The 26,696-nt window shown below is 68.9% G+C and carries 27 protein-coding genes; 11 read left to right on the forward strand and 16 right to left on the reverse strand.

The annotated features are described in order from the left end of the window. Nucleotide 1: 1 nt before the first annotated feature. Entirely contained in the window at nt 2–478 is a 477-nt protein-coding gene (locus ACIHAO_RS23850) for a nuclear transport factor 2 family protein (RefSeq protein ID WP_396561205.1), read from the reverse strand. A gap of 77 nt (nt 479–555) precedes the next feature. On the opposite strand from ACIHAO_RS23850, the gene cysD reads away from it, so the two are divergent. Both cysD and cysC read left to right on the forward strand, forming a co-directional pair. Next, complete coding sequence (gene cysD, locus ACIHAO_RS23855) at nt 556–1,464, forward strand: sulfate adenylyltransferase subunit CysD (RefSeq protein WP_396561207.1); 909 nt, start codon at nt 556–558, stop codon at nt 1,462–1,464. Continuing rightward, nucleotides 1,464–3,290: an adenylyl-sulfate kinase gene (cysC, locus tag ACIHAO_RS23860; protein WP_396561210.1), complete on the forward strand. Its 1,827-nt coding sequence runs from the start codon at nt 1,464–1,466 to the stop codon at nt 3,288–3,290. Before cysD ends, cysC begins: the two co-directional genes overlap by 1 nt. 141 nt (nt 3,291–3,431) lie before the next feature. Here the strand turns inward: cysC and ACIHAO_RS23865 are convergent, their stop codons facing one another. Genes ACIHAO_RS23865 through ACIHAO_RS23880 form a run of 4 tightly spaced genes read right to left on the reverse strand, consistent with a single transcriptional unit; the run spans nt 3,432 to nt 6,946 of the window. Next, on the reverse strand, nt 3,432–4,469 hold the full coding sequence (locus ACIHAO_RS23865; RefSeq protein ID WP_396561212.1) for a serine hydrolase: 1,038 nt from the start codon (nt 4,467–4,469) through the stop codon (nt 3,432–3,434). A gap of 18 nt (nt 4,470–4,487) precedes the next feature. Next, on the reverse strand, nt 4,488–5,141 hold the full coding sequence (locus ACIHAO_RS23870) for a response regulator (RefSeq protein ID WP_396561273.1): 654 nt from the start codon (nt 5,139–5,141) through the stop codon (nt 4,488–4,490). Further along, nucleotides 5,138–6,367, reverse strand: a complete 1,230-nt coding sequence (locus ACIHAO_RS23875) for a sensor histidine kinase (protein WP_396561214.1) — start codon at nt 6,365–6,367, stop codon at nt 5,138–5,140. The genes ACIHAO_RS23870 and ACIHAO_RS23875 overlap by 4 nt, the downstream gene beginning before the upstream one ends. Nucleotides 6,368–6,376: 9 nt before the next feature. Further along, nucleotides 6,377–6,946 carry a TetR/AcrR family transcriptional regulator gene (locus ACIHAO_RS23880; protein ID WP_396561216.1) on the reverse strand — a complete coding sequence of 190 codons (570 nt, stop codon included), beginning with the start codon at nt 6,944–6,946 and terminating at the stop codon, nt 6,377–6,379. Between the two features lie 89 nt (nt 6,947–7,035). Between ACIHAO_RS23880 and ACIHAO_RS23885 the strand changes: the two genes are divergently transcribed. Continuing rightward, nucleotides 7,036–8,301, forward strand: a complete 1,266-nt coding sequence (locus ACIHAO_RS23885; RefSeq protein WP_396561218.1) for an MFS transporter — start codon at nt 7,036–7,038, stop codon at nt 8,299–8,301. Nucleotides 8,302–8,438: 137 nt separating this feature from the next. Beyond that, nucleotides 8,439–10,403, forward strand: coding sequence for an ABC1 kinase family protein (locus ACIHAO_RS23890; protein WP_396561220.1), 1,965 nt, complete (start codon nt 8,439–8,441; stop codon nt 10,401–10,403). On the opposite strand, the gene lepB is transcribed toward ACIHAO_RS23890, so the two are convergent. The 9 genes from lepB to ACIHAO_RS23935 all read right to left on the reverse strand — a co-directional run bounded on the left by lepB (nt 10,327) and on the right by ACIHAO_RS23935 (nt 18,100). Continuing rightward, nucleotides 10,327–10,977, reverse strand: a complete 651-nt coding sequence (gene lepB / locus ACIHAO_RS23895) for a signal peptidase I (protein WP_396561222.1) — start codon at nt 10,975–10,977, stop codon at nt 10,327–10,329. The two genes, ACIHAO_RS23890 and lepB, sit on opposite strands and share 77 nt — an antisense overlap. A 144-nt stretch (nt 10,978–11,121) precedes the next feature. Then, nucleotides 11,122–11,451, reverse strand: a complete 330-nt coding sequence (locus tag ACIHAO_RS23900; RefSeq protein ID WP_125687586.1) for a YnfA family protein — start codon at nt 11,449–11,451, stop codon at nt 11,122–11,124. 237 nt (nt 11,452–11,688) lie between these two features. Then, nucleotides 11,689–12,096 carry a metal-sulfur cluster assembly factor gene (locus tag ACIHAO_RS23905; RefSeq protein ID WP_125783747.1) on the reverse strand — a complete coding sequence of 136 codons (408 nt, stop codon included), beginning with the start codon at nt 12,094–12,096 and terminating at the stop codon, nt 11,689–11,691. Then, a complete protein-coding gene (sufU, locus tag ACIHAO_RS23910; protein ID WP_125783745.1) occupies nt 12,093–12,542 on the reverse strand; it encodes a Fe-S cluster assembly sulfur transfer protein SufU in 450 nt (149 codons plus the stop codon). Before sufU ends, ACIHAO_RS23905 begins: the two co-directional genes overlap by 4 nt. Nucleotide 12,543: 1 nt before the next feature. Further along, the gene (locus tag ACIHAO_RS23915; RefSeq protein WP_396561225.1) at nt 12,544–13,872 is read right to left on the reverse strand and encodes a cysteine desulfurase; all 1,329 of its coding nucleotides are present in this window, start codon (nt 13,870–13,872) and stop codon (nt 12,544–12,546) included. A gap of 39 nt (nt 13,873–13,911) precedes the next feature. Further along, nucleotides 13,912–14,682 (reverse strand): Fe-S cluster assembly ATPase SufC, encoded by a 771-nt coding sequence (gene sufC / locus ACIHAO_RS23920; protein WP_396561227.1) that lies wholly within the window; start codon nt 14,680–14,682, stop codon nt 13,912–13,914. Nucleotides 14,683–14,718: 36 nt separating this feature from the next. After that, nucleotides 14,719–15,891 carry a Fe-S cluster assembly protein SufD gene (sufD, locus tag ACIHAO_RS23925; protein WP_125783739.1) on the reverse strand — a complete coding sequence of 391 codons (1,173 nt, stop codon included), beginning with the start codon at nt 15,889–15,891 and terminating at the stop codon, nt 14,719–14,721. Between the two features lie 2 nt (nt 15,892–15,893). Further along, on the reverse strand, nt 15,894–17,342 hold the full coding sequence (gene sufB / locus ACIHAO_RS23930; protein WP_125783736.1) for a Fe-S cluster assembly protein SufB: 1,449 nt from the start codon (nt 17,340–17,342) through the stop codon (nt 15,894–15,896). Beyond that, a complete protein-coding gene (locus ACIHAO_RS23935; RefSeq protein ID WP_396561275.1) occupies nt 17,339–18,100 on the reverse strand; it encodes a helix-turn-helix transcriptional regulator in 762 nt (253 codons plus the stop codon). Before ACIHAO_RS23935 ends, sufB begins: the two co-directional genes overlap by 4 nt. A gap of 258 nt (nt 18,101–18,358) precedes the next feature. On the opposite strand from ACIHAO_RS23935, the gene mptB reads away from it, so the two are divergent. The 5 genes from mptB to ACIHAO_RS23960 all read left to right on the forward strand — a co-directional run bounded on the left by mptB (nt 18,359) and on the right by ACIHAO_RS23960 (nt 23,785). After that, a complete protein-coding gene (gene mptB, locus ACIHAO_RS23940) occupies nt 18,359–19,945 on the forward strand; it encodes a polyprenol phosphomannose-dependent alpha 1,6 mannosyltransferase MptB (protein ID WP_396561277.1) in 1,587 nt (528 codons plus the stop codon). 19 nt (nt 19,946–19,964) lie between these two features. Continuing rightward, nucleotides 19,965–20,891, forward strand: a complete 927-nt coding sequence (locus ACIHAO_RS23945) for an ABC transporter ATP-binding protein (RefSeq protein ID WP_396561230.1) — start codon at nt 19,965–19,967, stop codon at nt 20,889–20,891. Continuing rightward, nucleotides 20,888–21,688, forward strand: coding sequence for an ABC transporter permease (locus ACIHAO_RS23950; RefSeq protein WP_396561232.1), 801 nt, complete (start codon nt 20,888–20,890; stop codon nt 21,686–21,688). The genes ACIHAO_RS23945 and ACIHAO_RS23950 overlap by 4 nt, the downstream gene beginning before the upstream one ends. A gap of 64 nt (nt 21,689–21,752) precedes the next feature. Then, nucleotides 21,753–22,721 (forward strand): heme A synthase, encoded by a 969-nt coding sequence (locus ACIHAO_RS23955; protein ID WP_396561234.1) that lies wholly within the window; start codon nt 21,753–21,755, stop codon nt 22,719–22,721. 116 nt (nt 22,722–22,837) lie between these two features. Next, a complete protein-coding gene (locus ACIHAO_RS23960; RefSeq protein WP_396561236.1) occupies nt 22,838–23,785 on the forward strand; it encodes an acyl-CoA desaturase in 948 nt (315 codons plus the stop codon). Nucleotides 23,786–23,906: 121 nt separating this feature from the next. Here the strand turns inward: ACIHAO_RS23960 and ACIHAO_RS23965 are convergent, their stop codons facing one another. Further along, the gene (locus tag ACIHAO_RS23965; RefSeq protein WP_396561238.1) at nt 23,907–24,773 is read right to left on the reverse strand and encodes a RimK family alpha-L-glutamate ligase; all 867 of its coding nucleotides are present in this window, start codon (nt 24,771–24,773) and stop codon (nt 23,907–23,909) included. Further along, the gene (locus ACIHAO_RS23970) at nt 24,770–25,078 is read right to left on the reverse strand and encodes a hypothetical protein (protein WP_125783724.1); all 309 of its coding nucleotides are present in this window, start codon (nt 25,076–25,078) and stop codon (nt 24,770–24,772) included. Before ACIHAO_RS23970 ends, ACIHAO_RS23965 begins: the two co-directional genes overlap by 4 nt. A gap of 95 nt (nt 25,079–25,173) precedes the next feature. Here ACIHAO_RS23970 and ACIHAO_RS23975 point away from each other — a divergent pair, with 95 nt between their 5' ends. Together ACIHAO_RS23975 and ACIHAO_RS23980 are read left to right on the forward strand one after the other, a co-directional pair. After that, complete coding sequence (locus ACIHAO_RS23975) at nt 25,174–26,145, forward strand: quinone oxidoreductase family protein (protein WP_396561240.1); 972 nt, start codon at nt 25,174–25,176, stop codon at nt 26,143–26,145. Continuing rightward, nucleotides 26,142–26,678 (forward strand): GNAT family N-acetyltransferase, encoded by a 537-nt coding sequence (locus tag ACIHAO_RS23980; protein WP_396561242.1) that lies wholly within the window; start codon nt 26,142–26,144, stop codon nt 26,676–26,678. The genes ACIHAO_RS23975 and ACIHAO_RS23980 overlap by 4 nt, the downstream gene beginning before the upstream one ends. Nucleotides 26,679–26,696: the final 18 nt, after the last annotated feature.

Genomic DNA, 26,696 nt, shown 5'->3' on the forward strand with positions numbered 1-26,696 from the left:
ACTAATTGCGGGGGTCGGACCACCGGTTCGCGGTCAGTTTGAGACTTGGCACGTCGTCCATCGACATCATCGTCTCGTACAGCCGGTCGTATTGGGTCGAAGCGGTCAGCCACGCGCCGTCCACCCGCCGGTAGGTGTCCTCGTAGTACGCCGCGCCCTCGATCACCACCCGATGCTCGGGCACGATCACCTTGTCCCGCATCAGCCAGATGCCTGTCGCGGTGTCGCCGTCGACGTCGATCTCCGGCTGCCCGGCGAAGTGCACCGTGGTGATACCGGGCCCGACGGCGTTCCGGAAGAACTCGATCACCGCGTCGCGGCCTTCGAAGGTCAGCGGTTTGCCGTAGGACGGCGTGCCGTACCGCGCATGCGCGTCGACGGTCAGGGTCCCGGCCATCTCGTCCCACAGCTTGAGGTCGAGGCACCGGAGGTAACGGGCTTTGAGGCGTCGGATCTCTTCGAGTGCGACCAGGTCCATGCCGACAGCGTCCTCCTCCCCTTGACCAAGCACAAGAACTTGTTCTACTTTCCTGGTCACGAACCACGGAGGTCACGATGGCGTCCCCGGCATACGAGCTCACCCATCTCGAAGCACTGGAAGCCGAAGCCGTGCACATCTTCCGCGAGGTCGCGGCGACCTTCGAACGGCCGGTGCTGCTGTTCTCCGGCGGCAAGGACTCGATGGTGATGCTCCACGTGGCGGCCAAGGCGTTCTGGCCGTCACCACCGCCGTTCCCGGTGATGCACGTCGACACCGGGCACAACTTCGACGAGGTCATCGAGTTCCGGGACCACACGGTCGACACCTACGGGCTCCGGATCGTCGTCACCAGTGTCCAGGACGACATCGACGCGGGCAGGGTCGTCGAAGATCCGAAGGCGGGCCGCAACCGCCTCCAGACAGCGGCCTTGCTGCGGGGAATCCGTGAGCATTCCTTCGACGCCGTGTTCGGCGGAGCGCGGCGCGACGAAGAGAAAGCCCGTGCGAAGGAACGGGTGTTCAGCTTCCGCGACGAGTTCGGCCAATGGGATCCGCGCGATCAGCGGCCGGAACTCTGGAATCTCTACAACGGCAGGCACCGCAAGGGCGAGCACATCCGCGTCTTCCCGCTGTCGAACTGGACCGAACTCGACATCTGGCAGTACATCGAGGCCGAGGGCGTCGACCTGCCGTCGATCTACTATGCACACCGGCGCCCGGTCGTCCAGCGGGACGGCATGCTGCTCGCGCACACCCGCTTCCTCACCTTGGCCGAGGGCGAAACCCCTTACGAGGCAACAGTTCGCTTCCGGACCGTCGGCGACGCGACCTGCACCGGCTGCGTCGAGTCGACGGCGACGTCACCGGGCGAAGTGGTCGCCGAGGTCGCCGTCAGCAGGCTCACCGAACGCGGCGCCACCCGCGCCGACGACCGGATCTCCGAGGCGGGCATGGAAGACCGGAAGAAGGAAGGCTACTTCTGATGGGTGCTTCTTTGGTCCGTCTCGCGACCGCGGGCAGCGTCGACGACGGGAAGTCGACTCTCATCGGCCGCCTGCTGTTCGATTCGAAGACGGTGTTCACCGACCAGCTCGAAGCCATCGAACGCACCAGCCGCGACCGCGGCGAGGCGTATCCGAATCTCGCCCTGCTGACCGACGGCCTGCGCGCCGAACGCGAACAAGGCATCACCATCGACGTCGCCCACCGGTATTTCGCCACCCCCCGACGGAAGTTCATCATCGCCGACACACCGGGGCACGTGCAGTACACCCGGAACATGGTCACCGGGGCGTCCACGGCGGATCTCGCGCTGATCCTGATCGACGCCCGCAAAGGCGTGCTCGAGCAGTCGCGGCGGCACGCGTTCCTGGCGACCCTGCTGGGCATCCCGCATCTGGTGGTCTGCGTCAACAAGATGGACCTGGTCGGCTGGTCACAGGAGCGTTTCGAGGAGATCCGCGAGGACTTCCGCCGCTTCGCCATGAAACTCCAGGTGCCCGATCTGACCTTCGTGCCGATGTCGGCGCTGCACGGCGACAACGTCGTGCACCGCGGCGCCGGGATGCCTTGGTACGAAGGGACTTCCCTGCTGCATCACCTCGAACAGGTGCATGTGGCCTCGGACCGCAATCTCATCGACGCGCGATTCCCGGTGCAGTACGTGATCCGGGAGCACAGCCGCGACTTCCGCGGGTACGCGGGCACCGTCGCGGGCGGGGTGTTCAAACCCGGTGACGAGGTCGCCGTGCTGCCGTCCGGTTTCACCACGACGGTGCGCGCGATCTGGGGACCGGGCGGTACGACGGTCACCGAAGCCTTCGCCTCGCAGGCCGTCACGATCGAACTCGCCGACGACCTCGACCTCGGCCGCGGCGACCTGATCTGCCGCCCCGGCAACCGTCCGCACACCGGCCAGGACGTCGACGCGATGGTGTGCTGGTTCTCCGGACAAGGCTCGCTGACGCCCGGCTCGAACTATCTCGTGCGGCACACCACACGCGAGACGAAGGCCGAGATCCGGGAACTCGACTACCGGCTCGACGTCACCACCCTGCACCGCGACGAGACCGCGAAGTCATTGTCCCTCAACGAAATCGGCCGGATCCGGCTCCGTGCGCGGCAACCGTTGCTGTTCGATTCCTACCGCCGCAATCGCTCCACCGGCGGTTTCCTCCTCGTCGACGAGCATTCCGGGGCGACGGTCGCGGCGGGCATGATCACCGGGCCGAGCGTGACGGCGTCGAACGTCGTCTGGCACACCGCCGCGGTCACGAGGGCGGAACGCGCGACGCGCGGGCTCACCGTCTGGCTCACCGGGTTGTCCGCGTCCGGGAAGTCGAGTGTGGCCGTGGAACTGGAGCGGCGGTTGGTCGCGTCCGGGAGGCCCGCGTACCTGCTGGACGGCGACAATCTCCGGCACGGGCTGAACGGGAACCTCGGCTTCAGCCCCGCCGATCGCGCCGAGAACGTCCGCCGCGTCGCCGAGGTCGCGAAGCTGTTCGCCGACGCCGGTGTGGTGTCGGTGGTCTCCCTGATCAGCCCGTACCGGACCGACCGCGAGCTCGCCCGCGCCGCGCACGAGGCTGCCGGGCTGCCGTTCCTGGAAGTCTTCGTCGACACCCCGCTCGAGGTCTGCGAAGACCGCGATCCCAAGGGGATGTACGCGAAGGCGAGGGCCGGCGAGATCAGCGGGTTCACCGGGGTGGACGCTCCCTACGAGCGGCCGGAGAACGCGGATCTGGTGCTGCGCCCGGAAAACGGGGATCCCGCCGCGATGGCCGCGCTGATCCTCGCTGCCCTGGAGTAGCTGAACTCATGGCGACCTGTTGAGGGATCAGGCGTGTTGCGAAAGCCACTTTCGCGACGTCTGATGTCCCGAAAGTGGCTTTCGCGACATGAGCACCGACTCCAGCGCCCTTCGCCGCGTCCTATGCGGGGAAAGCGTCCTTCAGCCGCCGTTCGTCGCCCGATACGGAGCGGCCGCGTAGGTGCGCGCGGTGGTGGCCGTCAGCTTCTCGACCGACCGGAACATCGTCTTCCCGAGCTTCGCCCGCGCCTTCAACGCCGGATGCGTCGCGGCGTAGTCGTCCTTGTTCACCGCCGGGTCGCCCGCGAACTCGCCGGAGGCGAACAGCGAATAGGTCAGGATCGGCTTGCCGTCGGCGCTGAACATCACGCCTGCCTCGTTGCGGCCGTCGTTGAACCAGCCCGCCTTCGTGGCGACCCGCAGCCGCTCGGCCGAGGTCAGGCCGAGCCGCACGCCGTCGGTGAACGCGCTCAGCGAACGCAGGATGTTCAGCAGGTAGTCGGTGGACTTCGCCGAAAGCAGGGTTCCACCGACCAGTTTCCGCAGCAGCGTATGCGTCTCGGCCGGGGTGGTCTTGCCGAGGAAGAACCGGTTCGGGTTCGCCACCGGAACGACCTGGGTGTGCGCGAATCCCTTGCCGCGCAGGATCTCGTTGAGTTCCGCGGCGGGGCAGACCAGCCCGCACAGGCGGACGGCGGTGTTGTCGGACAGCGTGAGCAGCGCGGCCATCGCGTGCCCGAGGGTGACCGAACTCGGGTACGCCCCGTCGAGGGCGAAGATGCCGTCGGTGTCCTTGATGACGATGTCGGCCGTGACGTCGACGCGCTGGTCCAAGGTGAGCAGCCCGCGGTCGATCTTGTCGAGCACCGCGGTGGCGACGGCTATCTTGTTGACGCTGTACGCCTCGACCACCTCGTCCGCCCGCTCGGAGACGGCGGGAACCAGGTTCCCGGCGGAATCCGCGACGCTGACGTAGGACGACCAGGTGCCGCCCGCCTTCGCGGTTTCCCTGTCATAGACCTGGGAAATCCGGCGCGCGGCGGCCGAAGCGTCGGCGGCGGCGGTGTCCGTTTCGGACTCTTCGGCGGCGTGAGCGACCTGCGCCGTCCCGAGCACCGCACCCGCGGCGGCGACCGTGCCCAGCCCCAGCAGGCGACGACGATTGACGTTGGTATCCACTCGCGAACCCTACCGCGTTCAGCCCGCCGGTGTGACGAATCCGGTGTCGTAGGCCTTGATCACGGCCTGCGTCCGGTCCCTCGCGCCGAGTTTCGCGAGCACGTTCCCGACGTGTGTCTTCACCGTCTGCACGCCGAGGTACAGCTCGCCCGCGATCTCCACATTGGACAGTCCACCGGCCATCAGCCGCAACACCTCGCGTTCGCGTTCGGTGAGTCCGGCGCCGTCGAGGCCGCCCTGCGGCGCCCGGTTCGCCTGCTGCGCGGCCAGCCGCCGGATCGCGGCAGGGAACAGCAGCGACTCCCCCGCCGCCACCGTCCGGATCGCCCCGACGATCTCCTCGGGCCGGGCCCGCTTGAGCAGGAACCCGCTCGCACCGGCGAGCAGGGCGTCGTAGACGTAGTCGTCGTTCTCGAAGGTGGTCACCACGATCACCTTCGGCGGATTGTCCATTGTGGACATCAGATGCGTGGTCGCGCGGATTCCGTCGACCGACGGCATCCGGACGTCCATCAGCACGACGTCCGGCCGGAACCGCGACACCAGCCCCGGTACCTCGGCCCCGTCGGCGGCTTCGCCCACGACCTCCAGGTCCGGCTCCGAGGAGACGATCGCCCGCAGCCCCGCCCGGATCAACTGTTCGTCGTCGACCAGCAGCACCCCGATGCTCATCGCCGCTTCCCCCATGGCACCGCCACCTCGACCTTCCAGCATCCGTCCGCGCGGCCCGCGGTGATCGTGCCGCCGAGCACTTCCACCCGTTCCGTCATTCCCCGCAGCCCCCGGCCACCCCCGCCCCGCGACAGTGCCGCGGTGCCGAGCGGGTTGGACACCCGCAACCGCAACAGCTCCGTTCCGGCGTCGACGAGGACCGTCACCGGAACCTTACCGGCGTGCCGCAGCGCGTTCGTCAGGCATTCCTGCAAGATCCGGTACGCCTCGCGGGAAACGACCGGCGGCACCGAGGACGGTTCGCCCCGCACCTCCGCCGTCACCTCGGCGCCCGCCAGCCGCGTGGCCTCCACCAGCGCGGGCAGCTCCGCCAGCCCTGATTGCGGTGCCCGTGAGGACGCCTCGTCGCGCAGCAGTCCGAGCACGTGGTCGAGATCGTCCAGCGCGGCCCGCGCCGACTCCTCGATCGCGCTGAGCGCCTGTTCGGTGAAGCCGGGGTCGGTTCTCAGTGTCCGGCGCGCCGCCCCGGCCTGGATGGTCACGACACTCAGCGCGTGTCCGACCGAGTCGTGCAGTTCCCGCGCGAGCCGGTTGCGTTCGGCGAGCTGTTCGGTGCGCTTCTCCAGCTGGGCGATCCGTTCCGCGGCCGAGATCCCCAGCAGGCTCTTGGCGCAGCGGGTCAGTACCGCGCCCGCGCCCCACACGACGTAGGCGAGCGCCACGACGCCGAGCAGGAACGCCACCGGGATCCACGCGCTCGCCCAGCCATGCGGCACCACGATCGGATCCTCTGTGGACAGTGCGATCCGGCCGGTGAACGGGGCCGCGACGGTGAACCCGAAGCCGACCGGGACGAACAGGCTCGCCAGGCTGAGGACGCAACCGGTGCCCACGTGCAGTAGGTACATCGCCGTCGACCGCAGCCGGACGGGCCAGCCGCCCGCGGGCCCGAACGTCACTCCCGGCACGGGATCGTCCAGCAGTTCCCGGACGGCCGCACCCTCCAGCACCCGGACGGCGGGGATGAACGACGACGCGATGATCACCAGGACGAGGGTGATCGCCGCGATGAGGAGCCCGCGCTCCACCGTCGCGACGAGAGGCAGCAGCGACGGCACCACGATGGCGGCGAAGAGCACATACGGCACGCTCAGGGCACCACCGAGGATGAAGTAGACCCACCTGCGGTAGGTCGCCCGGTCCACGAGCGGGCCGAAAAGTCGCATGCGCTCTTTCTAGCGTGTGCCCGCCGTACGCGGATCCCGCATCAGTATCTCCGCGATCTCCCTCGCGAGGGTGACCCGATGCGCGTCCCCGTCGATACCGGTGTGCGCGACGGCGCCCTCGACCAGGAGGAAGAGCTGTTCCGCGAGCCTCTCCGGATCCTCCGCTTCCGGGGCGTCCTCACGGATGAGCTCGGCGAACTTCGCCCGCACGGCCGCCTTGTGCCGCCGGATCACGTCGAGCCCGGGATGACCGGCCGGCAGTTCGGCCGCCGCGTTGAGGAACGCGCAACCCCTGTCGCTGCCGAGCTTCGGGTGATCGACGTAGGCGTCGAAAACCGTCAGCGCCCGAGGCCGGTCGGCGGCGGCCAGCCGCTCTTCGAGGTACGCCCACCAGACGTCGTGACGACGCCGCAAGTACGCGACCGTGAGTTCCGTCTTCGACCCGAAGCACGCGTACAGCGTCTTCTTCGTGACGCCCGCGGCCTCGGCGATTGCCGCGACACCCACCGCGTTCAGGCCCTCCCGGTAGAAGAGCTCGGTCGCGGCGCTCAGGACGCGTTCGCCTGCCGGTGTCAGCATGCCTCGACTATACCGATCGGTTGACCTGAGCGCGAAATGCGGGAACACTCCTGAGGTATACCGATCGGTATACCTCAGGAGGAGAGTTGATGGTGTCTTCGTACAAACGCGAGCTGACCCTGACCGCGGCCGGGTTGTCGCTGATCGCGGTCTCCTACGGACTCGCGAGGTACGCGTACGGCCTCTTCGCGCCGACCCTCCGGACGGAGTTCGGCCTCGACGGCGGCACACTCGGTGCCATCGCGGCGGGGAGCTATGTCGCGTACTGCCTCGCCGTCGTCGCCTCGACCGCGGTCACCACCCGTTGGGGTGCGCGAGCGGGCGCGCTCGCCGCCGGGACGACCGCCACCGCCGGGACCGCCCTGATCGCGTCCGCGCCGAACGCCGCCGTCCTCGCGCTCGGCGTCGTCCTCGCCGGGGCCAGCACCGGCCTGGCCTCCCCCTCGCTCGCCGACGCGGTCTCACGCGTCGTCCGGGTGACCCGCCGCGACCGCGCCCAGTCCGTGGTGAACGCCGGGACCGGACTCGGCGTGCTGATCTCCGGTCCGGTCTCCTTGCTGGCCATCGGCGACTGGCGAATGGCCTGGTGGGCCTTCGCCGCGGCCTCGGCGCTGGTGACCTTGTGGATCGCGCGGGTGGTGCCGCCGGTCAAGGAAGACCGCGCCCGCGGGCTGCCGTCGCCGCTGTTCCCGCCCGCCACCGGACGGCTGCTGCCCGCCGCCGCGACGCTCGGCCTGGCCAGCGCGGCGATCTGGACCTTCGGCCGCGACATCGCCGTCAGCGTCGGCGGGCACGACGAGACCGCCTCGACGGTGGTGTGGATCGTCCTCGGCGCGGTCGGCCTGGCAGGCGCGTTCACCGCCGAGTTGACGTCGCGGGCGGGACTGCGCCGCGCCTGGTCGGCGGGAATGGTCCTGTTCGCCGTCGCCACCGCGGTCTTCGCACTCGCCACCCGGTCGCTCCCGGCGCTCATCATCGCCGCGGCACTGTTCGGGGCCGTCTACATCGGACTGACCGGTGTCCTGATCCTGTGGGGCACGAGGGCCTATCCGACGGCGCCCGCGTTCGGTGTCGGCGTTGCCTTCCTGATGCTGGCACTCGGCCAGGCGGCCGGGGCACCGCTCATCGGCCTCCTCGGCGATCTCATCGACCTCCGTGCCGGCTTCCTCGCGGCCGCGGCGATCGCCGTCCTCGGCGTCCTGTTCGCGCCGCGGGAGGCGACCACGACGTACAACTTCGGGCTCCGCTCCCTCTCAGTGCTCATCCGCGAACCCGCATCCGCGATCGACGTCGGCAGGACGCAACCTGATCATCCGACCCACGACGCCGGCCGAGGCGCCCTGCCACCGCGATAGCGGGGCCTCCGGCCGAGGCGGGTTCCGCATTCGGTCGCTCTTGATCTGCGATCTCAGGCTCCGCTCCCTCTCAAGGGTGAGTACCGTCCCGCCGCAGCGGGAACCCAGCGCGTACCGCGCGTGATGTGCTCTTCGGCATGAACCTGCTGCTCGGCCTGCTCACCCTGCCCGTCTACGCGCTGATGCTGTGGCCACTCGTGGTCGCCGCCCGCCGCGTGCTGGGTGTGCGGATCGGCGTGGTCCGCGCGTTCTGCGCCGCCGGCTTCGGCTGGCTCGTCGCGGGCGGCATCCTCAGCGCGTTCCCCACGCCGATGTACGCGGGCGGGGCCTTCGCCGGACTGGTCATCCCGGTGGCGGGCGGCGCGTTCCTCGCGACGCTGATCTTCCTGTTCGTCGCGGAGTTCGTCCTGCCGTCGGGTTCGGGGCTCGGGCTGATCGGCCGGATCCGGTCGATGCGCCGCCGCGCGGCCCGGACGCGGCGCTACTCGCAGATCACCCGGATCGCGATCAAACACGGCCTCGGCCGCTACCTCACCGGCCGCCGCGAAGCCGGCCTCGCCCAGGTCCGGCACGCCAAACTGGCGCGATCGCTGCGGCGGGCGCTGGAAGAGGGCGGCGTGACGTTCGTGAAACTCGGCCAACTGCTCTCGACGCGCTCCGATCTGCTTCCGCCGGTGTTCATCGACGAACTCAGCAAGCTCCAGGACCAGGTCGCCTTCGCCGACGCCGACGAGGTCGCGACGGTGCTGCGGGAGGAACTGGGCGGCGATCCGGACGAGATCTTCGCCGAATTCGACCCGGAACCGATCGCGGCCGCGTCGATCGCGCAGGTCTACCGCGCGAAACTGCGCGGCGGGCAGGACGTGGTGGTCAAGGTGCAGCGGCCCGGCGTGCAGGCACTGGTCGACCGGGACCTCGACATCGTCCGCCGGGTGGCGGCCGCGCTGGACCTGCGCGCGGACTGGGCACGTTCGCTCGGCGTCGTCGACCTCGCCGAAGGATTCGCCGACGCGCTGCTCGAAGAACTCGATTTCCGCACAGAAGCAAGGAACATCGAAGCGGTCGCCGCCGCCTACCCCGGCACCGAAGTCGCCCTCCCGACCGTCCACAAAGAACTGTCCACCGAACGTGTCCTGGTGATGCGACGCCTCGACGGCAAACCGCTCGCCGCCGCCAGGGAGCAGGTCCCGGTCGCGGAGCGGGCAAAGCTCGCGCGGTCGATGCTGCGCTGCGTGCTCGGCCAGGTGATGGGCAGCGGCGTCTTCCACGCCGACCCGCATCCCGGCAACGTCCTGCTGCTCACCGACGGCAGGCTGGGCCTGCTCGACTTCGGCTCCGTCGGACGGCTCGACTCGGGACTGCGCGCCGGATTGCAGAACCTCATCCTCGCCCTCGACCGAGGCGACCCCGCCGCGTTGCGCGACGGTCTGCTGGAGATCGTCGACCGGCCGGACGAGATCGAGGAGCGACGGCTCGAGCGGGCACTGGGAGCGTTGGTGGCCAAGCATTTCAACCACGGACAGGCGCCGGATCTCGACATGTTCACCGACCTGTTCCGGGTGATCGCCGACTTCCGGCTCAGCGTGCCCCCGCCGATCGCCGCGGTGTTCCGCGCACTGGCCACTCTGGAGGGAACACTGGCCGCGCTGGCGCCGGGATTCAACATCGTCGTCGAATCCCGCGCCTACGCCGCCGAGCAGGTCGGCGCCGGACTGCGGCCCGAGTCGTTGCGCTCCACGGCCGCCAACGAACTGATGGCGCTCCTGCCGGTGCTGCGACGACTGCCCCGCCGCGTCGACCGGATCGGCAACGCGCTGGAACAGGGCAGGCTTTCGGTCAATGTCCGGCTGTTCTCCGACGAACGCGACCGCGACGTGGTCACCGGTCTGGTGCACGAAGTCCTGCTGGCGTTCGTCGGCGCGGCCACCGGGCTGATGGCCGTACTGCTGCTGGGCAGCGCGACCGGCCCCGAGATGTTGCCAGGGGTCACGCTGCACCAGATGTTCGGTTACAACCTGCTCGTGGTCAGCGCGCTGGTGGGATTGCGGCTGCTCTTCGTCGTTTTCCGGCGGACCGGACAACGCTCACGATCGCCCCGATGACACCGAGGACGACGAGTCCGGCACCGGCGATCACGAGGTTCCGCGAGGTACGGAACCCGGTGTCGGACAAGGGATCTCCGGGAAGGCCCGCTTCGACGAACGCAGTGGTCTGCGGAAACGGCTCCGCACCGAGGAGGCTCCCCATTCCGACGACGACGCCGCGCACCTTGGACAGGGGGACGGCACCGTTACCGGGCCTGTCCAGGTAGAACCGTGAATCCGCGGAATAGTTCCGCTTATCGCCGGCGAGATAGACCGTGCCAGGTGGCACCTGAACGTCGAAGGGCCGACATTCCTTGCGCCCGTAACCGTTGTCGTCATCGGTGTACGTCTCTTTGACCGTTTTCCCGTTGACCGTGATCAGGTTGTCGTTCGTGCAGCAGACGACCCGATCACCGCCGACGCCGATCACCCGCTGAACGGCCATACCTTCCTTGGCAGAGACGCCGGGATACGCGCTCAGATCCATGAGAACCACCGCGCCGCGCGGGATCTCCGGCACGTCGGCCCACCGGTACAGCAAGACGGAGCCGAGTGGGATCGTGGGACTCATCGCCACCCCGGCGAGGTTCATCCGCCGGTGCCCACGCCGGCGATCGTCACCAGGATCATCACGAGCAGGAGCGGGGAGAATCTTCGCTTCGGCTCGGGTCTGTCCGCGGGCGGAGCGGGGAAGTCCGTTTCGGTCACAGCGCAGACTAGCGCCAGGGATTTCCGCTCAACCCCGGGGCGCGTACATGATTACGCCGACCCCGGCCAGACAGATCAAGGCGCCGATGACGTCGTAGCGATCCGGCCGGTAGCCGTCGGCGACCATCCCCCACGCCAGCGAACCCGCGACGAAAACTCCGCCGTATGCGGCGAGGATGCGGCCGAAGTTCGCGTCGGGCTGCAAGGTCGCGACGAAACCGTAGAGGCCGAGCGCGACGACGCCCGCACCGATCCAAAGGTAGCCGCGGTGCTCCCGCACCCCTTGCCAGATCAGCCAGGCGCCGCCGATCTCCAGCAGGGCGGCGAGCGCGAAAAGCGCGATGGACCGGACGATCATCCCGGCAGCCTATTGCGGCACGCGGCTCCCCTGGGCTGGGGGATGCGTCCAATGTGGCATTGGGGACGGTCAGCGTCCCCAATGCCACATTGGGCGCACCGAACGCACGAATTGCTACTCGCGCGAGGGACGCGGTATAGGCCGTTATACGCTCCGGTCGCGCCCCTCATGCTATGAAAGGTCCTTTCCTTGCAAAATTTGCAAGGAAAGGACCTTTCATAGCGCGCGAAAGAGCGGTCAGACGGTGAAGCCTAGGGCACGCAGCTGTTCGCGGCCGTCGTCGGTGATCTTCTCCGGGCCCCACGGCGGCATCCAGACCCAGTTGATCCGGAAGTCCTTGACCAGTCCGGTTCCGCCGCCGACGAGGGCGGCCCCGGTCTGGTCCTCGATGACGTCGGTCAGCGGGCAGGCCGCCGAGGTCAGGGTCATGTCGATGGTGGCGGTGTTGTCCGCCTCGACATGGATGCCGTAGACCAGCCCGAGGTCGACGACGTTGATGCCGAGTTCGGGGTCGACGACGTCACGCATCGCCTCTTCGACGTCCTCGACCTTCGCCACGTCGGCGCTGTCCGGGGCGGCGGTGGTCTCGGCGTCGAGGTCGGCGGCCGTGCGCCCCTCGCGGGTTTCGGTCTGCTGTTCGGTCATGCCGTCTCAACTCCGTTGGTCGTGCGGGTGACGGCGTCCTTGAACGCCATCCACCCGAGCAGGGCGCATTTCACGCGGGCCGGGTACTTGGCGACGCCGGCGAAGGCGATGCCGTCCTCCAGCACTTCCTCGTCCGGTTCGATCTGCCCTTTGCCCTGCATCAGCTCGACGAAGGCGTCCATGGTGGTGAACGCCTCCTCCACGGTGTGCCCGACGACGAGATCCGTCAAGACCGAAGTGGAAGCCTGGCTGATCGAACAGCCCTGTCCCTCGTAGGAGACGTCGGCGACCTTCCCGTCGTCGACCTTCACCCGCAGCGTCACCTCGTCGCCGCAGGTCGGGTTGACCTGGAACGATTCGGCGTCGAACGGCTCGCGCAGACCGCGGCCGTGCGGGTTCTTGTAGTGGTCCAGGATGATCTCCTGGTACATGCTCTCGAGGTTCATCTCACGCCACCCCGAAGAACTTCTGCGCCTCACGCACACCGTTCACCAGCGCGTCCACTTCGGACAGTGTGTTGTAGACGTAGAACGACGCGCGCACGGTCGCGGGCACCGAGCAGGCCCGGTGCAGCGGCCACGCGCAGTGGTGCCCGACGCGGACGGCGATGCCGAGGCTGTCCAGCACCTGGCCCGAGTCGTGCGGGTGGACGCCGTCGATGACGAACGACACCAGTCCGCCGCGGTCGGTCATGTCGGTGGGGCCGATGATCCGCACGCCCGGGATCTCGCCGAGCCCGGCCAGTGCCGCCTCGGTGAGGAGGTGTTCGTGCGCGGCGACCCGCTCCATGCCGATCGCCGACAGGTAGTCCGCGGCCGCGCCGAGGCCGACGGCCTGCGACGTCATCGGGGTGCCCGCCTCGAACCGCTGCGGCGGCGCGGCGAAGGTGGTCTGCTCCATGCGGACCAGCTCGATCATCGAGCCGCCGGTCAGGAACGGCGGCATCGCTTCGAGCAGTTCACGGCGTCCATAAAGGACACCGATGCCGTACGGGCCGACCATCTTGTGCCCGGCGAAAGCGGCGAAGTCGACGTCCAGGGCGTGGAAGTCCACCGGGAAGTGGGGCACCGACTGGCAGGCGTCCAGTACGACCAGCGCGCCGACCTTGCGGGCCTTCTTCACCAGGAACTCGACGGGGTTGATCGTGCCGAGCACGTTGGACTGGTGCGTGAACGCCAGCACCTTGGTCCGCTCGGTGATCAGCTCGTCCACATTGGACAGATCGAGGCGGCCGTCCTCGGTGACGGAAAACCACTTCAGCGTCGCGCCGGTGCGCTGGCAGAGCTGCTGCCACGGCACCAGGTTCGCGTGGTGCTCCATCTCGGTGATGACGATCTCGTCGCCGGGACCGATCTTGAACCGCTCGGCCCCGGGACCGGCCGTGGCGGCATTGCTCATCGCGTAGGCGACGAGGTTGATGCCCTCGGTGGCGTTCTTGGTGAACACCAGCTCGTGCGGGGAGGCGCCGACGAACTCCGCGATCCGCACGCGGGCGGACTCGTAGGCGTCGGTCGCCTCCTCGGCGAGCTGGTGCGCGCCGCGGTGCACCGCGGCGTTCGAGGTCTCCAGGAACCGGCGCTCGGCTTCGAGCACCTGCATCGGTTTCTGGGACGTCGCACCGGAATCCAGATACACCAAGGGTTTCCCGTCCCGCACCGTGCGGGTCAGGATCGGGAAGTCGGCCCTGATGGCCGCTACGTCCAGCGGTGCGGCACGACCCGACGTACTTGCCTCAGCGGAGGGTCCATCAGGAGAGTTAGCCGTGGTGGTGGTCATCGGGCCAACTCCTCTCGGTGTAGTCGTGAAGTTCAGTGATCAGACGGCGGCGGTCTCGGCGGAGCCGGTGTACTTGACGTACCCGTTCTCCTCCAGCTCGTCCGCGAGTTCACGGCCGCCGGACTCGACGATCTTCCCGCCGGCGAAGACGTGCACGAAGTCGGGCGTGATGTGCCGCAGGATCCGCGTGTAGTGCGTGATCAGCATGACGCCGGCGTCGTTGCTGGCCTTGAACTCGTTGACGCCCTCGGACACGACGCGCAGCGCGTCGACGTCGAGGCCGGAGTCGGTCTCGTCGAGGATGGCGATCTTCGGCTTGAGCAGCGCCAGCTGCAGGATCTCGTGGCGCTTCTTCTCGCCGCCGGAGAAGCCCTCGTTCACCGAACGCTCGGCGAACTCGGACGAGATCTCCAGCTTGCCCATCTCCTCCTTGACCTCCTTGACCCAGTGACGAAGCTTGGGGGCCTCGCCACGGACCGCGGTGGCCGCGGTGCGGAGGAAGTTGGACATGGACACGCCCGGAACCTCGACCGGGTACTGCATGGCGAGGAACAGGCCCGCGCGGGCGCGCTCGTCGACGCTCATCTCCAGCACGTCCTCACCGTCGAGCAGGACCTGCCCGGAGGTGACTTCGTACTTGGGGTGACCGGCGATGGCGTAGGACAGCGTGGACTTGCCCGAACCGTTGGGGCCCATGATCGCGTGGGTCTCGCCCGACTTGATGGTCAGGTTGACGCCCTTGAGGATCTCCTTGGGGCCCTCCTCGGTCGTGACCGAGGCGTGCAGATCCTTGATTTCCAGCGTAGGCATTTCTTTCCTAAAAGTCTGATGTGGACGGACGAGGGCTTAGACGCCCACGGCTTCGAGCTCGGCTTCGATCGCGGCCTCGAGACGCTCGCGCACCTCGGGAACACCGATCTTGACCAGGATCTCGTGGAAGAACCCGCGTACGACCAGGCGGCGCGCGGCGTCTTCGCCGATTCCGCGCGACTGGAGGTAGAACAACTGCTCGTCGTCGAACCTTCCCGTGGCGCTCGCGTGGCCGGCGCCTTCGATCTCGCCGGTCTCGATCTCCAGGTTCGGGATCGAGTCCGCCCGCGCGCCCGGCGTCAGCACCAGGTTGCGGTTGAGCTCGTAGGTGTCGGTGGCCTCGGCGGCCGCCCGGATCAGCACGTCGCCGACCCACACGGTGTGCGCGCCGTCGCCCTGCAGCGCGCCCTTGTACATCACGCGCGACTTGCAGTTCGGCACCGCGTGGTCGACGAAGAGACGGTGCTCCTGGTGCTGTCCTTCGTCCGCGAAGTACAGGCCGAGCATCTCGACGTCGCCGCCCTTGTCGGCGAACGTCGCCGTCGGCGAGACGCGGACGAGGTCACCACCAAGGGTGATGACGATGTGCTTGAGCGTGGCGTCGCGGCCGAGCTTGAGGTGCTGCTCGGAGACGTGCACCGCGTCGTCGGCCCAGTCCTGGACGCTGACCACGGTGACGTTCGCCGAATCGCCGATGACGAACTCGACATTGTCGGCGTAGGTGCCGGAGCCGACGTGGTCGAGGACGATGACGGCCTCGGAGAACTGCTCGGCGCGCACCTGCACGTGCCCGTAGGCGACCTTGCCCTCGCCGGGGCCGGTGATCTTCACCGTCGACGGCTTCGACGTCTTCGTCTCCTTGGGCACCGTGATGACGGTGGCCTCGGTGAACGAGGAGTACGCCTGCGCGGCGATCCGGTCGCTCGGGACACCCGCGGCGCCGAGGCGCTCGTCGTCCCGGCCGACCTGCTCGATCTTCAGTTCGGGCGCGGCGTCGGCGTCCACAGTGGCCGAACCCGAAGCGGCGGCGGACCCGTCGTGCAGGCCGCGCAGCCGCTTCATCGGAGTGAAACGCCAGTTCTCCTCACGGCCGCCGGGGACCTCGAAGGCCTCGACGTCGTAGGAGGTGAAGCGCTCCGCGCGAGAGGTCGCCGGGATGACGACCCCTTCGCGCATCGCTTCGGAAACGTTGTTCTCGGTAACCGACATGACTAGCCGACGGACCCTTCCATCTGAAGCTCGATCAGGCGGTTCAGCTCGAGCGCGTACTCCATCGGCAGCTCACGCGCGATGGGCTCGACGAACCCGCGCACGATCATCGCCATGGCCTCGGCCTCGTCGAGACCGCGCGACATGAGGTAGAACATCTGGTCTTCGCTGACCTTCGAGACGGTCGCCTCGTGGCCCATGGAGACCTCGTCGTTGCGGATGTCGACGTACGGATACGTGTCCGACCGCGAGATCGTGTCGACGAGCAGCGCGTCACAGACCACGCTGGAGCGCGAGTGGTGCGCCCGCTTCGCGACCTTGACCAGGCCGCGGTACGAGGTGCGGCCACCGCCGCGCGCCACCGACTTCGACACGATGGTCGAGGAGGTGTGCGGCGCCAGGTGCTCCATCTTCGCGCCGGCGTCCTGGTGCTGGCCTTCGCCCGCGAACGCGACCGAGAGGACCTCGCCCTTGGCGTGCTCGCCCATGAGGAACACGGACGGGTACTTCATCGTGACCTTGGAACCGATGTTGCCGTCGATCCACTCCATGGTCGCGCCCTCTTCGCACTTGGCGCGCTTGGTGACCAGGTTGTAGACGTTGTTCGACCAGTTCTGGATGGTCGTGTAACGGCAGCGGGCGCCCTTCTTCACGATGATCTCCACGACCGCCGAGTGCAGCGAGTCGGACTGGTAGATCGGCGCGGTGCAACCCTCGACGTAGTGCACGTAGGCGTCTTCGTCGACGATGATCAGGGTCCGCTCGAACTGACCCATGTTCTCGGTGTTGATCCGGAAGTAGGCCTGCAGCGGGATGTCCACCTTGACGCCCTTGGGCACGTAGATGAACGAACCGCCCGACCACACCGCGGTGTTCAGCGCGGAGAACTTGTTGTCCCCGGCCGGGATCACGGAGCCGAAGTACTCCTTGAAGATCTCCGGGTGCTCCTTGAGCGCGGTGTCGGTGTCCAGGAACAGGACGCCCTGCGCCTCCAGATCCTCACGGATCGAGTGGTAGACGACCTCGGACTCGTACTGCGCGGCGACACCGGCGACGAGGCGCTGCTTCTCCGCCTCGGGGATGCCGAGCCGGTCGTACGTGTTCTTGATGTCCTCGGGCAGGTCTTCCCAGGAAGTGGCCTGCTTCTCACTGGACCGCACGAAGTACTTGATGTTGTCGAAGTCGATCCCGGAGAGGTCCGCACCCCAGTTGGGCATCGGCTTCAAGTCGAAGAGCTTGAGCGCCTTCAGTCGTGCTTCGCGCATCCACTCCGGCTCGGACTTCTTCGAGGAGATGTCGGTGACGACGTCCTCGTTCAGTCCTCGACGGGCCGTTGAGCCCGCCTCGTCGGAGTCCGCCCAGCCGAACGCGTACTTGCCAAGGGACTCGATGGTCTCTTCCTGGCTCATGGGCGCGGTGGTGGGAGTGCGCTGCTCGGCAGCGGCAGTCATGCGGGTTTCCCTCCATTCGGGATCCGTGCTGTGCGCCCAGGAGAGGGCGCCGTGCTTCCCGGCCCGGGTGTGGCCGGGTGACCCGCCGAAACGACGGGTACGTGTGTGGTGCACGCGTTGTCACCGCGTGCGATGGTCGCCAGTCGCTGGACGTGGGTACCCAGAAGTTCCGCGAAAGCCTCTGTCTCGGCTTCGCACAACTGAGGGAACTCGGCGGCGACGTGGGCGACCGGGCAATGGTGCTGGCAGAGCTGTTCACCGACACCGACCTGACGGGTCGACGCAGCGTAACCCTCCCTGGTCAACGCCGCAGCGAGGGCCTCGGCGCGAGCGGCGGGGTCCGCGTGCTGGGTGATCGCGTCCTGATGCGGGCCGACGAGCGAGGCGACCCGAGCCTCCGCGAAGGCCTTCACCGCGTCTTCCCCGGCGTGCTCGGCGAGGAAGCGGATAGCCGAGGACGCGAGGTCGTCGTAGGCGTGCCCGAACCGGGCTCGGCCGGCTTCGGTCAGCAGGAAGTTCTTGGCGGGACGGCCACGTCCGCGGGGGCCGCGGCGGGGCGCGTCCCGGGTTTCGGCCTCGCCGTCGGCGAGCAGGGCGTCGAGATGACGGCGGACGGCGGCGGCGCTGATCCCCAGCTGCTCGGCCACGACGACGGCGGTCATCGGACCCTGTTCCAGCAGCAAGCGGGCCACTTCGTGCCTGGTCCGGCCCTCGGGGCCGATCTGCACGGGGACAGGCTGGACCTCGGCGCGGGGCATGTCGCCACCGGCCTCGTTCCGCGTCCCCGTCTTTTTCACAACACAAGTGTGACGTATTTCCGGGGAGACGGCAAAGAGGGGTGCCTCACGGAGTGGCGTGGGTCACGTTGCCCGATGATCTTCCAGGGGTAACCACGTACCCGCTCGGTCTGTTCCCGGCATCGCTACCCTTCCCGAGTGGCAGTGGGCGATCACCCGGCACAGCGGGACACGGACCGGACGGAGCCGGAAGACCAGGCCGTGGGGTCGGCAGGGTCGGTGGCGACGCTCGTCCCCGGGCGCCCGCACGACCCGGAACCCCTGGACGACAAGGAACTGCGCGGCCTGAACGTGGTCCGCCGGTTCGGCGCGGTCGGTTCCCTGTTCCTCGCGCTCGGCTCGCTCGGCGCGGGCGCCGCGCCGGTGATCAACCCGGTGCAGGAGATCCCGGTCCTGCGGCTGTTCACCCGCATCCCGATGGTCTCGCTCGCGATGGGCCTGGCGGGGATGGCGATCATCGTGCTCAGCTGGCTGCTGCTCGGCCGGTTCGCGCAGCCCGCGCGCCGCCGCCTCGCCACCCAGGGCCAGCTCGCCCGCACCATCGCGCTCTGGTGCGCGCCGCTGCTGTTCATCCCGCCACTGTTCTCCCGAGACGTCTACAGCTATCTCGCGCAGAGCGAGATCGTCGCCCGCGGGATGGACCCGTACTCCCTCGGCCCGGCCGAGGCGCTCGGCGTCTCGGACCCGCTGACCTCCGGCGTCTCCAACATGTGGCGCGAGACCCCGGCGCCCTATGGCCCGCTGTTGCTGCGCCTCGGCGGCTGGCTCGCCCCGCTGAGCAGCGGCAACATCGTCACCGGGGTGCTGTTGCAGCGCGGGCTCGCGCTCATCGGCGTCATCCTGATCATCTGGGCGCTGCCCCGGCTGGCCCGGCGGTTCGGCGTGCAGCCCGCGACCGCGCTGTGGCTCGGCGCGGCGAACCCGCTGCTGATCTTCCACTTCGTCGCGGGCGCCCACAACGACGCGCTGGCGATCGGGCTCATGGTGGCCGGGCTGGAGGTCGGGCTCCAGCGGATGCCGGTGCGGTTCAAGCACGACGCGCCTCCCCCACTGGCCAAGGGCGAACTGCTCTACATCGCGCTCGGGGTGGCGATCATCACCCTCGGCGTCGCGGTGAAGATCAACGCGATCCTGGCGCTGCCGTTCTTCACCGTGATGGTGGCCAGACGCTGGCACGGCCGGATCAAGGACCTGGTCACCGCCGCGGTGCCGATGGCGCTGCTGTTCGGGGTGGTGCTGGTGGCGGTCTGCTACGGCACCGGCCTCGGTTTCGGCTGGGTCGGCGCGCTCGGGACGCCGGGCCTGGTCCGCTCCTGGATCTCGCCGACGTCGGAACTCGCCGCGCTCGGCGGCGTCCTCGGCATCGCGCTCGGCCTCGGCAACCACACCAACGCGATGGTGCCGATCCTCGGCGCGCTCGGCTATCTCGTCGCGGGCGCTGTGACGGTCAAGTTCCTTTGGGACAGCTTCAAATGGCGCTACCGGCCGATCATCGGCCTCGGTGTCTCGCTGGGCGCGGTGATGGTGCTGCACGTCGCGCTCCAGCCCTGGTACCTGCTGTGGGCCATCATCCCGCTCGCCGCGGCGGCCGGGACCTCGCGGTTCCGCATCGCGGCGACGATCGTCACCGCCGTCCTGCCGTTCCTGCTGCCGACGACGGGAAGCACCTTCGAAGGCCGCGGCTTCGTCCTGCCGTTCGCGTGGGCCGCCGCCGGGGTCGTCACGTTGCTGGGGCTGTTCATCGTCCACCGCCTCTCACCACTGCTGCTGTCCAGACCGGTCCCGGAGCATTCGGTCCCGGCGTGAGGCCGTATCGTGACCTGTCGTGAACACCCCCGCCGTCGAGATCACCGGGCTGGTGAAACGCTACGGATCCACCACCGCGGTCGATGGACTCGACCTGCGGATGGAACGTGGCACGCTGCTCGCGCTGCTCGGCCCGAACGGGGCCGGCAAGACCACCACCGTCGAGATCTGCGAAGGCTTCCTGCGGCCTGACGAAGGCGAAGTCCGCGTGCTGGGATTCAATCCTTCGCACGACGGATCCGCGCTGCGGCCGCGGATCGGCGTGATGCCCCAAGGCGGCGGCGCGTATCCCGGCGTCCGCGCCGACGAGATGCTCGGACTGGTCGCCGCGTGTGCGGCGAACCCGCTCGAACCCGCCTGGCTGCTGGATGTCCTCGGCCTTTCGGGAGCGAGGAAGACGCCGTTCAAACGGCTCTCCGGCGGGCAGCAGCAACGGCTCTCGCTCGCCTGCGCGCTCGTCGGCCGCCCGGAACTGCTCTTCCTCGACGAGCCGACGGCGGGCATGGACCCGCAGGCCCGCCGCCTGGTCTGGGATCTGCTCGGCGCACTGCGCGCCGACGGCGTCAGCGTGCTGCTCACCACGCATCTGATGGAGGAGGCCGAAACGCTGGCCGACACCGTGGTGATCGTGGACCACGGCAAGGTCGTCGTCGAAGGCACTCCGCAGTCGCTGACCGTCGAGGCCGGTGAGACGGCGCAGTTGCGTTTCAAGGCACGAACGCGGCTCGACACCGCGCTGCTGACCGCGGCGCTGCCCGAGGGGCATCTCGTGCACGAGTCGGCGCCGGGGGCGTATCTCGTCGAAGGCGCGATCGACCCGCAGGTGGTGTCGACGGTGACGGCGTGGTGCGCCCAGCAGGGCGTCATGCCGGAGGAACTGCAGGTCGGCAGGCGCACGCTGGAAGAGGTCTTCCTGGAGCTGACCGGACGGGAACTGCGCGCATGACCACCACGCCAACGCCGCGGTTCGCCGCGGGCACGTTCACCCCGGCCCCCGGCCGCGGTTCGCTCGGCAAGATGCTGCGCACGCACGCGAAGGTCGAGGCGAGCCTGACCCTGCGCCACGGCGAGCAGATCCTGCTGACCCTGCTCATTCCGCTCGCGCTGCTGATCGGCTTGTCGCTGCTGGACATCCTGCCGTCGTCGCAGCTCGGTTCGGCGTCCAAAGTGGACTGGATCACGCCGAGGATCCTGGCGCTCGCGGTGATGTCGTCCGCGTTCACCGGACAGGCCATCGCACTCGGCTTCGACCGGCGCTACGGCGTCCTCAAACGGCTTTCCGCCACGGCGTTGCCCCGCTGGCTGCTCATCGCCGGTCGGGTGGCCGCCGCGCTGGTCGTGGTCGCGCTGCAGGCGGTGATCCTCGGTGCCGTGGCCGCGCTGCTGGGCTGGTCTCCGTCACTGGGCGGGCTCCTCGGCGCGATCCCGTTCCTGCTCGTCGGCACGCTCGCGTTCGGCGCGCTGGGCCTGCTGCTCGGCGGGGCGCTGCGTGCGGAGGCCGTGCTGGCGCTGGCGAACATCGTCTGGTTCGTGCTGCTGCTCGCGGGCGGCATCCTGCTGGCGCCGTCGACGATGCCGTCCGGCGTCGCGTGGATCGTCGAACTGCTGCCCTCGGGCGCGCTCGCCGAAGGACTGCGGTCGGTGCTGCTGGACGGCTCGTTCGGCTGCGGCCCGTTCGCGGTGCTCGTCGGCTGGGGCGTCGTCGCGGGTGCGCTGGCGAGCAAGACCACGAAGCTGACCTGAGGCGGCCGACACACCGCGTGTGGCCGGTGGAACGCTCTCAGGAAGGGCGTTCTAGCATCGGACGGTGCCGTTCCAGAGCCTTGTAGCGCGTCTGCCGTATCCCTCGTTCGCGGTCCAGCGAGGGGTCGCGATAGCGGCGGTGATCGCCCAGGCCGGAATCGGCGTCACCGGCTCGGTCGTCCGCGTGACGGGTTCGGGCCTCGGCTGCCCCACCTGGCCGCAGTGCGTCGAAGGCAGCATCGTGCCGGTCGCGCACCCCGAGTTCGACGCGCTCACCCAGTGGATCGAATTCAGCAACCGGATGCTGACCGGCGTCGTCATCCTGGTCGCCGCGCTGTGCGTGATCACCGCGTGGCGCGTGCAGATCGAACACCCGAGCCGCCGCCGTCTGGTGAAGCTGGCCTGGACGATGCCCGCCGGCGTGATGCTGCAGGCCGTCGTCGGCGGGATCACCGTGCTCGCCAAACTCGAATGGTGGACCGTCGCGCTCCACTTCCTGGCCTCCACTCCCCTGGTCTGGCTCGCGGTGCTGCTGCTGCGCGCGTTCAAGGAGGGTGACGAGCCCGCCCGCTGGCTGATCCCGGACGCGGGCCGCAAGACACTGATCGCGCTCGCCGCGTCGATGTGGGCCGTCCTGGTGGCGGGAACCACCGTGACCGGGGCCGGCCCGCACGGCGGCGACCCCGGCACCCACCGGCTCCAGGCCCCGATCGAGACGCTCACCCAGATCCACGGCGGGCTGCTGGTGGTCTACCTGATCGTGCTGGCCGTCTTCGGGCTCCAGCTGATGCGGGGCGAGACGCCGAAGCAGTTGTGGAAGCGGTACACCATCGTGTGGGTCGTCGCGGTCCTCCAGGGCGTCGTGGGCTCGGTGCAGTACGGCCTCGGCGTGCCGGAGGCGCTGGTGTCATTCCACGTCCTCGGCTCCGCACTGGTGATCATCTCGACGGCGGCACTGTGGTGCGGCTCACGTGATCGCGGTCCGGCGCCGGTTTCCCACGCCGCTGACCGGGAACTCGCCACTTCGAACTGACCCCCTGGCAAACCGGACGTAACCCCCGGGCGGCGTGCTCGCCAGACGCTGCCCTTACGCTGCGTTTCGGTGCCCCGCACGGGGGTTCACCACCGAGTCGAGGCACGAGGTGTCGTATGACCGCCAGCACCGAGCCGGACGCACCGGCCAGTCCGTCCAAACCGCTGATCTCCCACCGGCGAGGCTCCGGGGAGATGCTGATCCTCAAGACCTTCCTGCTGGTCCCGTTCATCGCGTTGCTCGCCGCGGTGCCGATCGTGTGGGGCTGGGGGATGACCTGGGTCGATCTCGCGCTGGCGGCCGTGTTCTACACCGTCGGGACGCTCGGGGTGACCGTCGGATACCACCGCTACTTCACCCACGGCGCCTTCAAGGCCGGACGGCCGCTCCGGATCGCGCTCGCCATCGCCGGGAGTTTCGCGGTGCAGGGGTCGGTCATCTTCTGGGTGGCCAGCCACCGTCGCCACCACGCCTTCGCCGACCGCGAAGGCGACCCGCACTCCCCCTGGCTGTTCGGGACGTCGCCGTCGGCGCTGCTGCGCGGCTTCTGGCACGCGCATATGGGCTGGATGTTCAGCCGTGAAGTGACCAACTACGACCGTTTCGCGCCGGACCTGGTGGCCGACAAGGACCTTCGCGTGGTCAACCGCTACTTCTGGCTGTGGATCACGCTGAGCCTGCTGCTGCCCGCGGTGCTCGGCGGGCTGATCAGCTGGTCGTGGTGGGGTGTGGTGACCGGGTTCTTCTGGGCCGGGCTGGTCCGGATCGCGTTCCTGCACCACGTCACCTGGTCGGTGAACTCGATCTGCCACATGGTCGGCGAGCGCCCGTTCGCGAGCCGCGACAAGGCGGCGAACTTCTGGCCGCTGGCGATCCTGTCCATGGGCGAGTCGTGGCACAACTCCCACCACGCCGACCCCACCTGCGCGCGGCACGGTGTCCTGCGCGGGCAGGTCGACGTGTCGGCGCGGGTGATCTGGCTGTTCGAGAAGTTCGGCTGGGCGCGCGATGTGCGGTGGCCGAAGCCCGAGCGGTTGGCCGCCAAACTCGCCAAACCCGCCTGACGCCCTCTTCGCAATTAGTCACCTACTTGCGGTAGTTGCCCTGGGCGACAGCTGCAATGAAGGGGCCTTTCATTGCAAAATTTGCAATGAAAGGCCCCTTCATCTCACTTGGTGACGCGGGTCAGGCGAGTTGCTGGCGGACAGCCGACGCGAAGCGCCAAGCGGCGGCGGCCTCGGTCTGCCGGAACCCGAGCGAAGGCTCGACGAGCTCCAGTTCCAGCAGCAGCGGCCTGCCGTCCGGCCCGGCGACGAGGTCGACGCGGGCATAGAGCAGTTCCGCCCGCAGGATGCCCAGCAGCGCCGCCGTCGCGTCGAGCGCGTCCTCGGCCAACGCGCGGAACGCGGCCGCCGGCTGCACGGGCGCGAGCTTTTCCGTCACGTAGAGGCCGGATTCGTCGAGCTCCCGGCCCAGCATCGCGGCCTTCGAGAACGCGTGCGAGTACACGCCACCGAAGTACACCAGCGCGATCTCGCCTTCACTGTCCACACTGGACTGATATGGCTGGAGCAGCGTGGTGTTCCCGTCGGCTTGCAGTCCGGCGAGATGAGCGGCGGCCGCGTCGCCCGCCGTGAACCGGCCGGCTCCTCGCGAGCCGGCACCGACGGCGGGCTTCAGCACGAACTCGCCCTTGGGCCAGCGCGGGGCCGGGTCGTCCGGCGCGATCAAGGTCGTGGGCACGACCGCGACCCCGGCGTCACCCAGTTCGGCCAGATAGGACTTGTCGGTGTTCCACCGCACGACTTCGGCCGCGTTGGCCAGCGTGGGGACGGATTCGGTCCAGGACAGGAACTCGTCGCGGCGCTCGGCGTAATCCCAGGTGGCGCGCAGCACGACGATGTCCGCCGCGCCGAAGTCGACGGTCGTGTCGTCCCAGGCGGCCCAGCGGGTCTTGAAACCGAGGTCGGCCAGCGCCTCGGGTACGGCGTGCTCGTCGCCGTCGCCCTCCGGCAGGGCGGAGCAGGCGACGAAGATCGCGGATCCGCTCACTTCCCCGCCATCCGGCGGCGGTGCTCGGGGCCGATCTTCGTGGCCTTCACGGTCTCGCTGTCCCATTCGGCGGGCTCGAGGTCCTCGACGGCCTCGACCAGCGCCTCGCCTGCCTCCACGGAGGCGACGACGACGTCGCCGAGCGCGCCGTCGGCGCCCACGAGCACGACCCTGGCGCCGATCCGGCCGATGTTCTCCACCACCGCGCGTGACGGCTTCCCGTGCCGCTTCACGAAGTCACGGGCGGCCGCGACCTGGCGCGACGTGGGGGCGGCGGTCTCGGTCTTCTCTTCGGTCTCAGCCACGGCCAGAGCTTAACCGCGAAAAGCCCGCGACGCGGAATAACCGTGGCGTCGGCCATAGTTGTCCCGGTCGGAACGACCTTGAACGAGGAGGATGTATGCCCACGGCAGTGCAGATCCGGCGAACCGGCGGTCCCGAAGTCCTTGAGCTGTCGGAAGTCGAGGTCGGCGATCCCGGAGCCGGGGAACTGCTCGTGGACGTCGCTGCGGCGGGCGTCAACTACATCGACACTTATCACCGCGAGGGCATCTACCCGGTCGACACGCCGTTCGTCCTGGGCATGGAGGGCGCGGGCACGGTGGCCGCGGTCGGCGCGGACGTCACCGGTTTCGCCGTCGGCGACCGGGTCGCCTGGCAGGGTTCGCTCGGCAGCTACGCCCAGCGCCGTCTGCTCCCCGCCACGATCGCGGTGAAGATCCCCGACGGCGTGACCGAGGAGACCGCCGCCGCCACCATGCTCCAGGGCATCACCGCGCACGCGCTGATCGCCTCGACCTACGAGGTCAAGGCCGGTGACGACGTGCTGGTCCACGCCGCCGCGGGCGGGATGGGCCTGCTGCTCGTCCAGCTGGCCAAGGCGCGCGGCGCCCGCGTGATCGGCACCGTCTCCACCGAAGAGAAGGCCGAACTCGCCAAGCAGGCGGGCGCCGACGACGTCATCCGCTACGACCAGGTCGACTTCGCGAAGGCCACCCGAGACCTCACCGGCGGCAAGGGCGTCGAGGTGGTCTACGACGGCGTCGGAAAGTCCACTGTGGACGGCAGCCTGGCGAGCCTGAAGATCCGCGGCCTGCTCGCCCTCTACGGCGCGGCCAGTGGCCCGGTGCCGCCGATCGACCCGCAACTGCTCAACCGCAGCGGCTCGGTGTACCTGACCCGTCCGACCTCCGCGCATTACGTGCTCACCCGTGAGGAACTGGAGTGGCGGGTGAACGAACTGTTCGCCGCCGTTCAGGACGGCTCGCTGAACATCCGGATCGGCGGCCGCTACCCGTTGGGAGACGCCCGTCAGGCGCACGAAGACCTCCAGGGGCGCCGCACCACCGGCAAGCTCCTGCTGATCCCGTGACGGTGCTCTGGCCGGAGGAGGTCCGGCTCGAAGGCGAGGGGCTCGTCCTGCGGGAGTGGACCGAAGACGACGTCGCGGGGATGCCCGAGTTGTTCGACGACCCCGCCGTCGCGCGCTTCACCCCCTTGGCCTCACCGTTCGACGAAGTGGCGGCGAAGGCCCACTACGCGAAGTGCGTCACCCGCCGCGCGGAAGGCAAGGGACTCCGGTTCGCCATCACGGCCGACGGGGGTGAGCCGCTCGGCGAGGTGGTGCTGATGCTGCCGGGAGAACCGTCGGACCCGGTCGAACTCGGCTACATGGTCGGACGCGCCCACCGCGGCCGAGACCTCGCGGCGCGGTCTCTCCGAGTGCTCACCGCGTACGCGCTGCAGCTCGGGCTCAGCCCGCTTCGGCTGCGGATCGACTCGCAGAACGCGGCGAGCGAGGCCGTCGCCCGCCGCGCCGGTTACGTCCCCGCCGACTTGCCGCCCAAGGCCGAGGTCGAGAAGGGCGTCGAGGTCACCCTGCTCACCTGGGAGTACGCCGGCTGAGCAGAACGCCGTATCTGA

This window comes from Amycolatopsis sp. NPDC052450 (assembly GCF_044547565.1).
In the GTDB taxonomy this organism is placed as follows: domain Bacteria; phylum Actinomycetota; class Actinomycetes; order Mycobacteriales; family Pseudonocardiaceae; genus Amycolatopsis.